The following is a 14,877-nucleotide window of genomic DNA, read 5'->3' as shown; positions in this document are numbered from 1 at the left end:
ATTGCAAAACTATTTCCATCATAAATAACTAAATCACCATAACCTCTAAAATTATCTTCATCAACTGAATATTCAACTGATTCAATTAATTTTTTGGCTAATCGAGATTGACTTCTTCTCTCTTTTTTTATTTCTTCGGGAGTTTTGAGTTTAGGTTCTTCAAAAACTTTTAATTGATCTTCCTTTTGTTTAAAAGTTGATTCTTGCTTAATTTCAACATCAAATTTATCTTTTTCAGCAATTTCTTCTTCAGTTGCTTCTCTAAATTTAATTGTTACCTTTTTTCTAAAATTTGATTTGCACTTTCTTGAAGTTTAGATAAATAATCATCTTGTAAAAGTTCGATATTAATTTTGGTTCCACTGATTATTAAATCATTATTATTTGATAGTAAAATTCGGCAGTTACCAAAATTCTCAAAATGAATTTCATTGCTAATATCATCTCTTATCAAATTTAAAATTTGATCTCAAATTTTTTTATTTTTATTCATAGTCATAGTTGATTAAATAATCTTCTCCAAGATTTCAATAAATCTTAATTTTAAATAAAAATAACCATGTATAATGTAAATTCGATAGTTAACCCTTCAATTAAAAGGGGTATTAATTTTTCAAATTAATGCTAAAAATTGATTATTTTTCAAGAGAAAATGAAAATTATTTCAAATTTAAAAGGGATTAATGGGTTAATTATATTGAATTAAAGATATCTGATCAGGTTTTTAATTTAATAACAGATATTTTGCCTTTTGGCAAACAAATGAATTTTATTTTAAAAAATAAACAACAATTAAGGAAAAAATATGAAACGTACTTACCAACCAAATAAGCGAAAACGTGCAAAAACTCACGGATTTTTATCCAAAATGAAAACCGCATCTGGTCGTGCTGTTTTAAAACGACGCCGCGCAAAAGGTCGTTATAAACTAACAGTTTCAGATGAAAAATAAAATCCATTAGAATCAACTTTTCCTAAATCGTTTTAATTGTAATGGAACGAAAATATCGCATTTTAAAAAAGAAAGATTTTCAAACAACTCTTAAATCTAAAAATCAAAAAATTTATAGTCAAAATTTTGTTTTATATTTTTTAAAAACTGAAAATCAAAATATTAGATTTGGTTATATCATTCCCAAAAAATTTTTTAAAAAAGCTGTTATAAGAAACTATTATCGCCGAGTAACTGATAATTGTATTTATCAATTTAAAAGTTTTGACGAATTACCAACTTATAATTGTGTCTTATATTTTAAAAAAGAATTTGCCGAAATAAAACCGGATTATAAAAATCTAAAAAAAGAAATTAATAAAATCCTTTTTAATTTCATAAAAACAATAAAGAGATAGAAAATGTATTTATCATCACATCATATTTATCATTTTTCCCAATCTCAAACAATAAGATCTGAAAAAATTATTAAACCTTTCTGAGAAACTAAAAAAAGTTTTAAAGATCCTAAAGAAAGAAATAAAACCCGAAGATTAATTATTAAATGGACTAAATTTATTGTTTATTCTTTCGTTTTTATTATTACTTTATGAGGCTGTTTTCAACAATTTGGGCAACCATATGTTATTACAATTCCATCAGTGGGTCAGGGTTTAGAATTTGGTTTTAATTCAGGAACTACTGGAGATTGAAGATTTGATTTAGCTGCAGCAGGAACTGGTGACTATTGGGTTTTTAGTGAATATACAATAACTTATGGTCCGTTTTTGTCTTGATTTGTTTATCCCTTTGCTTGAATCACTCTTCATATTTCATATGCTTTTAGAGCAATTTCGTATGGTGGATTTTCAACTTTATTCACCATGTTAATCATTTTGATTTTAATGCGTGCTTTGGGTTTCTGACCTTCTTTAAAAGCTTCTTTTTTAACAGAAAAGCAATTAGAACACCAAGGAGCTTTAGCAGAAATTAACGCCAAATACGCTAAAGTTGAACGTGACGATAAACAAGCAAAAATGCGAAAGAATCAAGAGATTTCTGAATACAACAAAAAACACGGAATTAATCCGTTAGGCGCATTTGAAAAAACATTTGTTGATCTTCCGATTTTTTTAATTATTTGACGTTTATTTAGTATGCTACGTCCAATTAAAGCAACCATCTTGTTTGGAATTTGAGACTTAGGGGCTGTGCCTTTTTATTCTATTTTTCAACATTTTGGTGAAGGTGGATGGGTTTATATTTTCTTATTACTTTTTGTTTTGCCAACGCAATTTTTTAGCCAACGATTACCAGTTTATTTATCTAAAAAAAGAAATCGAAAAGCATCAACCATAACGACTGAAGGAAAAAAAAGTGGAGATAAGAACCAAAGAATTCAAACTATCATGACAGTTATGTTTTTATTCTTTACTGTTATCTTATCTTCAGGAATTGGTGTTTATTATTTCTTTAGTGCTTGAATTACAATTAGTCAAACTTTAATTATTCATCACATCATTATGAAAAAACGCCGTCAAGGTGTAACAATCGATGATTATTTATCACGATTGGGAATTAAAAGTAGTATTGATCCAAGCCGATTAATTCAATAAAATTATTAACGTGAATCAAGACCAACGCACTCTTAAAAAACTAAATTTAAGACCTTCTAAAAAATTAGGTCAAAACTTTTTAACAAACGTAGCTATTTCTCAAAAAATAGCTACGTTTGTTAATGTTAGTCATTTGACTAATTTAATTGAAATTGGTCCAGGGTTAGGCTCTATTACTCAACATCTTAATTTACAAAATAAAAATTATTTAGGAATTGAATTAGATAAAAGATTATTCGAGCATTTAACTAAGAAATTTAGTTTAGATAAAAATATTAAATTTATTAACGATGATTTTTTAGTATTTCCAATTAAAGAGCATTTTTTATTGTCTGATCAAATTCTTTTATTTGGTAATATTCCTTATTCAATTAGTACAAAGATCATTAAAAAATTTTTAGCAACCTCTTTTCTAGATGAAGCTATTTTTATGGTTCAAAAAGAATATTTTGAACGTTTAAATGCTAAAGTTAATCAAAAAAATTATTCATCATTTTCGGTTTATATTCAAACTTTTTGTGAGTTAGAAGAATTATTAGTTGTTAATAAAACCAATTTCTTTCCTCAACCCGAAATTAATTCAGTTGTTTTTAAAATTAAAAAACGTCCAAATCAAATCATTAATCAAGCTGAATTTTCCCAATTTTTATTAAATTGTTTTAAAATGAAACGCAAAAAGATTACCAATAATTTAATTGCTTTATTTGATTCTAAGCAAGCAACTGAAACTTTTCTTACTAAAGTAGGTTTAGACTTTAATACAAGACCAGATATGATTAGTCTGGAAGAATATCAAAATCTGTTTCAGCAATATCAAAAAATTAAAAAGTAATTTTCAATCTAATTCAAACATTATCAAAAAATAAAAACTCTGAAACTATTAACCGTTTCAGAGTTTTTATTTTTATTAAATTATAAAGAAATGAATTAGTTGGCTGCTATAACACCAACAATACCTCAGATGGTAATAGCCACAACAATCACGCCGATTAAAAAACTAATAATCACAAAAGAATAATTTTTTAAATTACTAATTGTTTTTTCTCAAATATGAGGATTGTGAATTCATTTTTTAATTGAATTCATTTTTTCACGAAAATAAATTTTCTTGTAATTTATTTTTTCTTCATTCACGTTATCAACAACTGATAATTTATTTTCTAAATCGTTTTTCATTTTCATCTATCCTTTAATTGCTGATCCTTGACGAGAAATTGCACGCATCATTACTTTACGGAATAAAATGTAAGCGATAAACATTGGGATAATAACTAGAATTGCTCCAGCCATTCGGATATTGTTATAGATAATTGGATTATCATCAATTCCACTGTTATCCCGACCAGTTAAGAATAATCAAGTTGATAAAACATCGAATCGTTGACTACCACTTTGGTTACTATTTAATAATAATTGTGGTCAAGTGAAAGAGTTTCAAGAAGCAAAAGCAGTTAGAATAACTACAGTTAAAACAGTTGCTTTCGCCATTGGAATGGCTACTTTTCAGAAGAATTTTAAACTTCCTACTCCATCAATCATGGCTGCTTCTTTGGTTCGATCGGGAATAGCTGCAAAGGCATTGCGGAACATGAATGCAGAAAAAGTTGAAGCAACAAAGGGTAAAAACATGGAGATAATTAAAAAACCATTGCGGTTTCATTTTAAGTCAATAATAATTTTATATTGACCTAATAATAAAGCAACTTCTGGCAACATTAAAGTTAACAACATGAAAAGTCAAGTTGCATTTTTAAAACGTCAACGCTTTAGTGAAAAAGCATAACCAGCAGTCATGGAAAAAAAGACTCGGGCACCAACAGAAACAGCAGTGATTAAAATCGTATAAGCCAATGCTTGTCAATAACCACCATTAAATGCACTGACAAAACTATCTCAGTTAGCTTGAGGCGGTACAGCATAAAATGTTCCGTTAATTGATTGTTCATTAGTTAATAGCGCAGTATTAATCATGAAATAGAACGGAAATAAAATTACCAAACTAAAGAACACTAAAACAAAAACTTTAAAAATGAAGCCTAACAAAACTCCAATAATGGACTTTTGTTTATAGAAATTCTGTTCCGGAGATCGGGTTCGATAAAATAAAAAATGTCGAAATTTATCTCAGACGATTAATCTTCATGTTGACACGGTGATCGCTCCATTTTGAAAATCCTTTAATTACTCCACGGAATGAAAGATTCAAAATAAGTGAAGTAGCAATTCCGATTGCAAACAAAATAATCGATGCTGCACCAGAAAATTCATTGTTATTGTTAATGGTGTAATAATAGATTCACAACATAATAGTTGATCCACTAACAGTATTTGCAACTGAAGGGTCATTATTAAACAACGCTAATGGAAAGACTTTAATTGCTCCAATAATTCCAATCGTAATTAAAAAAGTTAAACTGCGGTTAATTGAAGGTAAAGTAATTTTAAAAAATTGTTTTAATTTAGATGTGCCATCAATCGAAGCAGATTTATAAATTGTTTTATCAACACCCAACATTGCGGTTGTCAAAATTAAAATTTGAAAAGCTAAATTACTTCAGACACCATAAATTAGAATTGTTGCAAATGATGTTCAGTTTTTATCGCTAACATCAGACAATCAACGAACATCAGTTCCTAAGATGCTGTTAATAATTCCGTTATTACTAAACATGTAATAAAAACTAACTGCAACCGCAACTGAACTAGTAATATAAGGCATAAAGAAAATTGATAAAAAACTTTCCTTAGCAAATTTACGAACCAAGTGAACAATTGCTGAAGAAATCAAAATTGAAATCACTAAGGAAATTGGAACCGAAAGCGCAGAATAAACAATGGTATTTCGGGCACCAACTCAAAAGCCTTCGTTGTTAACTAAATTACGAAAGTTGGCAAAACCGATGCTTCGCTCATCAATACGGAAGGATGATCCAGCTTCCACTAATGAAAACTGAATTGTAAAAATAAAAGGAATGATAGTAAATAACAAAATGGCTAAAATCGAAGGTCCAACTAGAAGAAAGGTTTCTAGCATAGGATGTCTTTGGTCTAAAATCCCTAAACCAATTTCTTTTTTAAAAATTTTGTTATAACGATTTGAAACCAGAAGTTTAAGTGAAATCCAGTAGTAATTAATATTAAGCTTAATATGAGCAAATTTAGTCTTCATTATTAATTAATTCTCTCTTCAGTTTCTGGATCGAATAGATGAACATTCTTGATTGAAAAATCTAAACGAATGTCTTGATCATGTTTATACTCTTTTTGAGAATCTAATAAAACATTAATTCTTTGTTGGTTATCTAAAACTACTTCTGCTAATGTTTCTTTACCTAAGAGTTCAACACTAGCAATTTTTCCAGTTAGTTTAGCGGCTTGATTAGAATTGGTCACTTCAACAAAGTCATTAGGTCGAATTCCAAATAAAACTGAACCATCTCGAATATTGGTTTGCATCAGTTTACCAAAATTGGCACTATGATAAGTTAATTCACCATTTGTAATATTCCCCTTATCAATGAAAATTTCAGGAACTCCTAAAAATTTTGCCACAAAAACATTTTTTGGTTGGTTATAAAGTTCCAAAGGCGAACCAATTTGTTGAACTTTAGCGAAAGACATGCAAATAATTTTGTCTGAAATAGACATTGCTTCTTCTTGATCGTGAGTCACAAAAACTGTTGTAATGTTTAGTTCTTGTTGAATGTCACGAATTCATTTTCGGGTCTTAATTCTTAATTTGGCATCCAAATTAGAAAGGGGTTCATCCATCAATAAAATTTTTGGTTTTTTCACAATTGCCCGAGCAATTGCCACACGTTGTTGTTGTCCGCCAGATAACTGAGTTGGTCGTTTTTTCAAATTTTTAGTAATTTCAACTCGATTTGATACTTCCATAACCTCTAAATTAATTGCTTCAGCAATAGTTAAGATATTATCGAAAAGTTCTTTGGCAGTTCCTTGTTGATCAGAAGGTAAATGGGTAATTAATCGTTCTAACTTGATTTTTTGAAACAAAAAATTATTTAATTTTTTATTACTTACATTTGATCAACATTTATCAAGTAATAAATTGAAATAGGTTTCAAAATTTAATTCGGTATCTTTAGAAAAGTTATATAAATCTAATCGGGTTTTTTCAATTTTTGATAAAAGTCCAGATTTTAATCTTGCTTTTCGATTAACAATTAATTCATTACGAATATCTTTAATTTTCTGATTGTATTCTTTCAGAATTTTACGGTGCTTATTTTTATAATCAAAGTTTAAACGCTCGGTCTTATTTAGTTTTAAATAAGATTCATTAAGATTCTTAATAACACCTAGTTTTTGAATTACTAAACTTTCTAATAAGTTTTTATTTTCAAAAACATAATCGTTATATTTAGTTTCTAAACTGAATAAGTAATTGTTTACTTCTTCTTTCACATCTGTGACTTTATAAAGCAATTGCCTTAATTCGGCAATTGCTTCTTTATCGATACAAAAGTGATTACAAAACATTTCTAATAATTTAGTTTTTGCTTTGTAAGTGCGACGAGCCACTTGTAATTTTCAGTTAATGTCATTTTGCAATGGGAAAGCAATATTGGCATAAACAGTCATGTGAGGATATAAAGCATAGTTTTGGAATACAAAACCAAGCTTTCGATCTTGGGGCGATAATTGGGTCACATCAAGACTTTCAAAATAAATTTTTCCTGATGTCGGTTTTAAAAGCCCAGCAATTGTATTTAAACATGTCGTCTTACCCGAGCCACTTGGGCCTAAAAGGCAGACAAGTTCACCTTTATCAATTTGAAAATTGACATCATCAATGGCCAATGTTTGGCCAAAATCAATAGTTAAGTTTTTAACTTCAATCGCAGCAGTTTTTTTTCTTTCTTCATATCGGTCTGAAGAATATTTTTTAACTTTATTGATTGAATTTAAATTTTTTCTTCAAAACTATCAATCTCTTTTACTGAGAAATTAGCAATTTTGGCCAAACATTTTTCAGTTCGTAATCAAAATTTTCTAGTATTCGCTCAGAAATAAGTGATTGCAATTTTTGTGCTAATTCTCGAATTCCGACTCCAAGATTTCTAATAAAAAATTCATGATTTCCTTAATTTTTTGAATTTTAAAATTCTTGAAGAATTTTATTTTTTAAATTCGAATTAAAAAATTATTTCTAAATAGCAATTTATTTTAAATTAAAAATAAACTTTTTGCTCTATTCTTATTAATTTAAGATTTAGCCTTTTCTACAACACTAACCAAATTACCTTCAGAACCAACAGCTTTTAAATATTCTTCAAAATTTGGCAAAGCACCATTATGGGATCTTAAAAGTGTCAATAAATTACTTTTTAATGCAGTGCGTAATGTGTCTACTGCTTCACTAGCAGGATCAGTATATGAAACATATTTGCTATCAGTAGAAGCAGATTTGAATAAATCAAATGCACTTTTAACAGCAGGATTTGTTAATAATTCTTTATTATTGCTATTTTCATAAAAACTTTTTACTGAAGGAACATAAGAAGAATCTAAACCATAAGTAATTGATGGTGATACATTATATGTTTTATTTTCTTTGTTTAAAGTTTGGGCATGTTCAAAGAATCATTTTGCAAACAAACGAGTTGCTCGATTTTGTTTTTCAGATTTACCATCAACTCCAACTAAATTACCACCTTGTAAAATGTAAGAAAATTTAGTGTTTTCACTAGCAGTATTTTTTAATGGTTGAGCTACTGCTAAAACATCTTTACCAGTTAATAATTTTTTGGTTACAGCTTCACTGTCGTTTGAAGTTTTTCTTGTTCAACGAGAGTTAGAACTCATACTTACAGCAACTCTTAAATTAACAAAATGTAAATCGGTGTTGTCGTTTGGAGTTTCTGAATAATCATAACCACCATTAGCAGAAATAGATTGTAATTTATCATATGCTGTTTTAAGTGCGTTGTATTGTTCAGTACCTTGTTTGAATAATGGGAAATTATATTCATCGGTAATTGGAGCACCTTGTGGTTTGTTTCATAAATATTTAGAATAGTCGTGGTTTAATTTGTTGAAGGAATAACTATACAAATATGATTCAACAGAATCTAAAGAAATTAATCGACGAGTTGGTTTGGATTTATCAGTGGATTGTTTTAATGGAAAAGCTTTAGCTAGTCGATCCATTAAATCCATTAGATCATCAAAATTAGCAAATACTTCTTTTTTTAGAGTGTAATTTGAAAATGGATTGTTAGTTCCAGCAGTAAATTCACCATAAATATTTTTTACTTCATTTAGATAAGGATTAGTATAAGCAGCAGTTTCAGTTGATGCAGCTTGGGTTGAAACTGTAGTAGAAGTACTTTTTTCAACACCAAATTCAGATTTAAATCAAGCAGCATCACTTTGGTTCATTTGCATCCCATTATTGCCACCACTTGTTGTGCTTGCACCATTTTTTAATGCTTCATTTAACAAGTAATTAAGAACTGGTTTACTTAAATAAAGAATTTCTGAACTAACACCTACAGGTAATAAATAAACGTTGTTTTTGTCAGTTTCAACTCCACGAATTTCACTGTTAATTTTTAGAAATTCACTAGAAATTAAATTTGTGTCGAATTTGTCAGAAACCATATCAACACTTTTTTGTTGATTGTTTTCTTGAAAAGTTACTTTTTTTCCAATTACAGGAGTTGTTTCAACATTAAAGTCTAATTGTCGTCCGCGTTGAGCTAAAACAGAAACTAAGGCAGGATAATTTAGAGTTAAGTTAGGAATTGCAGATTCGTTGCCAACATTTAAATTGCTGCTAAGAGTTCGAGTAAATACTCCATAACTTCCTGGGGTAGTTGTGATTCTTACAGGTAAATAACCTTGAGCTTTCATTTCAGGATTTTTATCCAATTCAGCTTTATAGTTATCAAGGTGTCTTTGCAAGTTAGCAACTCGTCGATCTGATTCATCCCAAGGTAAACCAAGAACAATTTCATCTTGATTTCTTGATACGCCACCACCACATGCAGCTAAAATAAGGCTAGACAAGCTAGCTAAAACAGAAGTTAAAATTAAACTTTTCTTGTTAAACAATTTCATTTTTTAATTAAGAAGATTTTTTATATTAAAGTAGATTATTAAAATTTAATTTATTGGGTTTTAGCATCAATAAAAACAAAAAAGCAACACATTCCAAAACTAGTTTGGCGTGTGTTGCTTTTTACAAAATTTACGAATATATAATTCGAAAATTGATGCGGGGGTTCATTTTAGGTTTAACTCAAAACAAACGTAAAACAATAATTAAACTACTTAATAATAACAAAAAAAACATTTTTTAAAATAATATTCGTAAAAAAGTTTTCAACATAGAATTAAATGATAAATTCAAGTATAAATGCTAATTTTATAAATAAATTTATTGCTGATATAACAATAAAAAAAGAAAAGACTTTAGAAGTCTTTTCTTTAATTTTTAAAGATATAAATTAAATTTATTTTTTAAGACCAGCCAAACCTGGGTTATCTCTTACACTTGAAATAAATTGTTTAAAATCTCAGTTTTTAAAACCTTCAGAAGTTTGGAAACCGCTATTAAATGCTTGTACAATTGCATTAGTGTAATGAGTAACAGCTGGTTGAAAACTTACATTTTGATTACCAGAATCAGATGCACTTTCAAAAGAAGCAGTTAAAAATGGATTAACTCTAATGAACTCTTCCTTATTAGTGCGTTCTCAAAATTTCTTAGTTGTTGGCAAATAAGAATTAACTAGAGCATAATAATCAATATGACTTAAAGTTTGACTGGTGTTTTTAATTTCGCCATTAGATTGAAGTTGTGGAACTGAATATTCAGATTCGGTTGTAGACATCCATTGAATAAATAATTTAGTTGCTTTATCAACTTGCTCAACACCAGTTCTAACTGGTACTAATTTTGGCCCATCAACTTGAGTAAATCCTTTTGCTTGAGTTTCGGTATTTTTATTAATTTGTGGTAAAGCTAATAGATCAACTTCATCAATACCATCGTTACGTTTTTCTTTTCCAAAATAATATGTATAACCAGCTGCAGATGCTAAAGAAAAAGCCATTTTCAAATTAGAAAAACTAACACTTGAATATCGATCATTATTTGATGGAATTCATAAAGCATTACCACTAGAAATTTCTTTTACTTTTTGAAAAGCTTTTTCCAATGATTTATATTGTTCATTTTGAGGATTAAAGAAGGGATATTCATAATTTTTATTATCACTTGCTCTGTGCCATAAAAATTTATTCATATCAGTATCTAAATCATTGAAGGCATATTCTTGAAGCACAGAATTAGCAGTATTAAACCCAGTAACTCGAGGACCACCTACTGCTCCACTTTTTTCATTGAATGTTTTAGCTAATTTAAGACTTAAATCAAAGAAATCGTTATAATTTTGCATTTTGGCTTTTGACAAAATATAACCTTTACCATCGGTGCCTTTAGGAAAATTGTTTGCTACGTTTTTTGGATTACCCCAAATTTCTTTAATTTTGTTTAGTTTTTCAGCATTTACAGTATATTTTTTCTTTTGGGTACCAGTTGTTGCAGTTAATGAAGTTGTAGATGTTTTTTCAACACCTAATTCTGTTCTAAATCATTCTTCATCTTTAGAATCGATGGTAATTCCTGCTGATGTATCTTTAATTAAACTATCGAAGAAGTAGTGTAAAACTGGCCGTGAAAGAATGGTGATATTACTTCGAGAACTAATAGGTGCTGCATAGAATTGGGTATCAGATTGAGGAATATCTTGAATTTCAGTAAAATTAGAAAATGTTTTGTAATAATTATCCAATGATAATCCTGGTTCAGTAGCAGAGTTTTTGTTGGATAAATTTAATTCTCGATTAAATTTCCCTAATTCTCTTAGCAATGATTCATATCCAAAAGTAATTTGAGGAATATTAGTATAATTTCCTGTAGTGAAGTCTCCACTAATTTGATTTAAAACTTCAGAATATGTTAATCCTTTTCCTGTAACATAAAAATCAACAGGCATGTAACCTGCTTGTTTTTTTTCTTCAGGATTTTCTGCAAGAAATTTTTTATATTTATCAGAAATTTCTAATAAAGTTTTGTGATTAAGACTATCTTTTTGAAAAGGTAAATGAAATTTTAATTCTTGTAAATTTTGAAAACTGTTATTACCCCCACAAGCTGCTAAAACTAGTGAACCTAACATTGATAAACTAGTTGTAAATAAAAAGATTGATTTTTTTCTTTTTAATTTAGAAAACATATTAATGCCTTGAATTTTTTATAAACTTGAATAATTGAAATTATAATTTATAAATACTCAAAACCTATCAAAACCATCGCTGCTAAATAAGAATTTTTATAAAGGAAAAAATTTTGAAATCAAAAATTTTAGAAGACAATTTTACGATATCTAATCAAGAAAAATCAAAGCAAAAAACACGCAAAAAAGGCGTTTTTATCGTTTTTGAAGGTGGAGATTTTTGTGGCAAGTCAACCATTTTAAAAAAAGTGGAAAAACAGTTGCAAAAAAAATTTGAATTAGATAAATCCTGGTTAGGTTATGAAGGGGTAGTTACTAGTTTTGAACCAGGAGGTGGTTCAGAAACTGCATTAGCAATTCGGGAAATAATTTTGAATCCTCCCAATCAAAAAAGATTGAATGAATTAACTGAAGCTTTTTTGTTTGCTGCTTCTCGAAATGAAAATGTAACAAAATTAATTTTGCCTAATTTACAAAATAAAAAAATTGTTATTACTGACAGATTTGTAGATTCTTCTTTTGTTTATCAAGGATTATTAACTGATTTAGGTTATGAATTAGTAAATCAAATTAATCAATTAGTTTTAAAGGATTTAAAAATTGATTTAACATTTTATTTTGAAATTGATTTTGATACTTGAAACCAAAGAGTTTTAGATCGGAAACAAACACAAGAATTTAATCACTTAGATAAAATTAATTTTGAAAAATTAAAAACTAATTATCAAAAGATTTATCAATTGAAGGATAATAAAAAACGAAAAGTTATTTTTATCGATGGAAGTAAACCGATTGATAATATTGTTGATGAAATCATTAACCATATCGAAAAATTTGGATTAACCCAATAATATGATCTTTGCAAAATGAGCAACCGAAATTAAAACTCTAAACCAATTACCTCATTCCATTATTATTAATTTAAATAGTAATTCTGATGCGGATTTGATTGTTCAAGATTTTTTTCAATTAACCCTTAATTTAAATAAAAAATTAACCAATCAACAGCGTGAAGAATTTGGAAAAGCATTTATTAATAATACTTATTCTGATTATTTTCCTGTTAAAGATATTGAAAAAAATACTTATTTAAAAAAAGATTTTGAAAGTATTTTTGAAGGAATGAGATACAGTTTAAATAATAAAAATCACATTCGTTTAATTACAATTTTTAATGCAGAAAAATTAAATGAAAAAATTAGTAATTCACTTTTAAAATTAATTGAAGAGCCAGGATTAAATACTTATGTTATTTTATTCACCAATAATTATCAGAATATTTTAAATACAATTAAAAGCCGATGTATTTATTTTAATTTGAATTTAACCAATCCATTTCAAGATCGAACACTTAGCGAATCAATGAAAGCATTAATTTATGCTAATTATGATCGAGCTGAAATCAATTATTTAGATCAGATTAACAGAAACAAAAAAATTTTTGAATTTACCCAAAACTTTTTTGCAAATTATCAAGCCAAAAAACTAGAAAACTTTTTTGATGAAATTAAAAATTTTTTTCAAAAATTAGATAATACTGAAATGCAACTATTTCTGGATTATCTCATTTATTTATTGCGTAATGAAAACAAATCTAAAGAAATTTTTCTAATTGATCAATTGCTAAAATTTAAAGCAAATTTTCATTATTCTAATCCTCGCATTGCTTATATTTATTTATTAAATCTACTTATTAAGAACACTTATGAATAATTTACACTTACTCCCAACAATCGCAGCATTGGCAACTCCAGTTGGTAAAGGCACTCTTCATATTATTCGGGTTTCTGGTTCAAGGTCTTATGAGATTGTTAGCAAGATTACAACTGAAGAAGTTGTTAAAACAGGTAAAAAAGATATCCAGTTAACTAGAATTAAAGATGGTTACAATCAAATGATTGATCAAGTTCTATTGATTAAATTTGTTGCTCCATTATCATTTACGGGTGAAGATATTGTAGAAATTAACTGTCATGGCAATATGTTGATTGTTCAGTTAATCTTAGAATTATTAGTTAAAAATGGTGCACGTTTAGCTGAACCTGGGGAGTTTACTAAGCGTGCATTTTTATCTGATAAGCTAGATTTAAATAACGCCACTTCAATTATGGCTTTGGTTGAAGCGAAATCACAACATGAAATTCATACAGCTATGGCTAATTTAGATGGACGAGTTTCATCAGAAATAAAAAAAATTAGTGAAGATTTATTTCGAATTATTGCGGAATGTGAAATTAATATTGATTATCCAGAAACAGATAATAATCACGCGGATGACGAAACAAATTTACGAAATAAAATTGAACCTAAGTTAAAAGAAACAATAACTGAATTACAAAAGTTATGTAAAATTTCTCAATCCAAAAAAATAGGAAACTATCGAATTGCAATTGTTGGTCGGGCCAATGCAGGTAAATCTTCATTAATGAATGCCATTTTACAAACTGATCGAGTAATTGTTTCAGACATTATGGGAACGACCCGTGATAGTGTTGAAGTAGAACATTATTTTCAAGGAAGACTTGTAAGTTTTGTTGATACTGCGGGAATTAATGAAACTGACGATGTTTTAGAACAATTGGGAATCGATCGAACCTACAAAGAAATTAGTGATGCTGATCTAGTTTTGCATTTAATTGATGGCACAGATCCGAATCATCCTGAGAACCAACGAATTAGTAAAAAACTTCAAGACAAAAAAGTAATTAAGGTTTTTTCCAAAAAAGATTTAATTAAAGAGCAATTAGATCCAGAACAAATTTATATTAGTTCAAAAGAAAAAGATTTAAAAGATTTATATGAAAAAATTGAGGCTGTTTTAAATTCTAATTCCATTGATTCCACACAAGTTTTTGGTTTATGCAATGATGATGCAATTGCTAAACTTGCTTTAGCTTTATCAGAATTAGAAACAGGTCACAAAGAATTGCTTGAAAAAACTCCAATTGATTTAGTTGTTGAAAATCTTCGTTCAAGTTATGATACTTTGTTAAGTATTACTAATGAACCTGATAGTGATATTATCAATAAAATTTTTGCCAACTTTTGTTTAGGAAAATAA

At 28.1% G+C, this 14,877-nt stretch carries 14 protein-coding genes; 7 read left to right on the top strand and 7 right to left on the bottom strand.

Annotated features, from left to right (window positions below):
• Positions 1–274: 274 nt before the first annotated feature.
• Complete coding sequence (locus tag NPA10_RS04380) at positions 275–493, bottom strand: hypothetical protein (protein WP_256547492.1); 219 nt, start codon at positions 491–493, stop codon at positions 275–277.
• 312 nt (positions 494–805) lie between these two features.
• Between NPA10_RS04380 and rpmH the strand changes: the two genes are divergently transcribed.
• Genes rpmH through rsmA form a run of 4 tightly spaced genes read left to right on the top strand, consistent with a single transcriptional unit; the run spans position 806 to position 3,379 of the window.
• Complete coding sequence (rpmH, locus tag NPA10_RS04375) at positions 806–952, top strand: 50S ribosomal protein L34 (protein ID WP_256547491.1); 147 nt, start codon at positions 806–808, stop codon at positions 950–952.
• A 41-nt stretch (positions 953–993) separates the two neighbouring features.
• Complete coding sequence (gene rnpA, locus NPA10_RS04415) at positions 994–1,350, top strand: ribonuclease P protein component (RefSeq protein ID WP_416388923.1); 357 nt, start codon at positions 994–996, stop codon at positions 1,348–1,350.
• A gap of 3 nt (positions 1,351–1,353) precedes the next feature.
• Positions 1,354–2,547 carry a membrane protein insertase YidC gene (gene yidC, locus NPA10_RS04370; RefSeq protein ID WP_256547490.1) on the top strand — a complete coding sequence of 398 codons (1,194 nt, stop codon included), beginning with the start codon at positions 1,354–1,356 and terminating at the stop codon, positions 2,545–2,547.
• A gap of 10 nt (positions 2,548–2,557) precedes the next feature.
• The gene (gene rsmA / locus NPA10_RS04365; RefSeq protein ID WP_256547489.1) at positions 2,558–3,379 is read left to right on the top strand and encodes a 16S rRNA (adenine(1518)-N(6)/adenine(1519)-N(6))-dimethyltransferase RsmA; all 822 of its coding nucleotides are present in this window, start codon (positions 2,558–2,560) and stop codon (positions 3,377–3,379) included.
• Between the two features lie 95 nt (positions 3,380–3,474).
• On the opposite strand, the gene NPA10_RS04360 is transcribed toward rsmA, so the two are convergent.
• The 6 genes from NPA10_RS04360 to NPA10_RS04335 all read right to left on the bottom strand — a co-directional run bounded on the left by NPA10_RS04360 (position 3,475) and on the right by NPA10_RS04335 (position 11,816).
• Positions 3,475–3,723: a hypothetical protein gene (locus NPA10_RS04360; RefSeq protein ID WP_256547488.1), complete on the bottom strand. Its 249-nt coding sequence runs from the start codon at positions 3,721–3,723 to the stop codon at positions 3,475–3,477.
• 6 nt (positions 3,724–3,729) lie between these two features.
• Positions 3,730–4,590 (bottom strand): carbohydrate ABC transporter permease, encoded by an 861-nt coding sequence (locus NPA10_RS04355; RefSeq protein ID WP_256547487.1) that lies wholly within the window; start codon positions 4,588–4,590, stop codon positions 3,730–3,732.
• Between the two features lie 76 nt (positions 4,591–4,666).
• The gene (locus tag NPA10_RS04350) at positions 4,667–5,716 is read right to left on the bottom strand and encodes a carbohydrate ABC transporter permease (protein ID WP_256547486.1); all 1,050 of its coding nucleotides are present in this window, start codon (positions 5,714–5,716) and stop codon (positions 4,667–4,669) included.
• A gap of 2 nt (positions 5,717–5,718) precedes the next feature.
• Positions 5,719–7,470: an ABC transporter ATP-binding protein gene (locus NPA10_RS04345; RefSeq protein ID WP_465223500.1), complete on the bottom strand. Its 1,752-nt coding sequence runs from the start codon at positions 7,468–7,470 to the stop codon at positions 5,719–5,721.
• A gap of 306 nt (positions 7,471–7,776) precedes the next feature.
• Positions 7,777–9,582 carry a P80 family lipoprotein gene (locus NPA10_RS04340; protein ID WP_256547484.1) on the bottom strand — a complete coding sequence of 602 codons (1,806 nt, stop codon included), beginning with the start codon at positions 9,580–9,582 and terminating at the stop codon, positions 7,777–7,779.
• Positions 9,583–10,028: 446 nt separating this feature from the next.
• Positions 10,029–11,816, bottom strand: a complete 1,788-nt coding sequence (locus tag NPA10_RS04335) for a P80 family lipoprotein (RefSeq protein WP_256547483.1) — start codon at positions 11,814–11,816, stop codon at positions 10,029–10,031.
• A gap of 113 nt (positions 11,817–11,929) precedes the next feature.
• On the opposite strand from NPA10_RS04335, the gene tmk reads away from it, so the two are divergent.
• The 3 genes from tmk to mnmE are packed head-to-tail and all read left to right on the top strand — an operon-like array spanning position 11,930 to position 14,877.
• Positions 11,930–12,667 carry a dTMP kinase gene (gene tmk, locus NPA10_RS04330; RefSeq protein WP_256547482.1) on the top strand — a complete coding sequence of 246 codons (738 nt, stop codon included), beginning with the start codon at positions 11,930–11,932 and terminating at the stop codon, positions 12,665–12,667.
• Position 12,668: 1 nt separating this feature from the next.
• Entirely contained in the window at positions 12,669–13,529 is an 861-nt protein-coding gene (locus NPA10_RS04325) for a DNA polymerase III subunit delta' (RefSeq protein WP_256547481.1), read from the top strand.
• Positions 13,522–14,877, top strand: a complete 1,356-nt coding sequence (gene mnmE / locus NPA10_RS04320) for a tRNA uridine-5-carboxymethylaminomethyl(34) synthesis GTPase MnmE (protein WP_256547480.1) — start codon at positions 13,522–13,524, stop codon at positions 14,875–14,877. Before NPA10_RS04325 ends, mnmE begins: the two co-directional genes overlap by 8 nt.

The sequence above is a fragment of the Mycoplasmoides fastidiosum genome (assembly GCF_024498275.1).
Classification (GTDB): Bacteria; Bacillota_I; Bacilli_A; order Mycoplasmatales; family Mycoplasmoidaceae; genus Mycoplasma_N; species Mycoplasma_N fastidiosum.
Note: the sequence above shows the minus strand (reverse complement) of the source record. Positions and strands in the feature narration are given on the sequence as shown.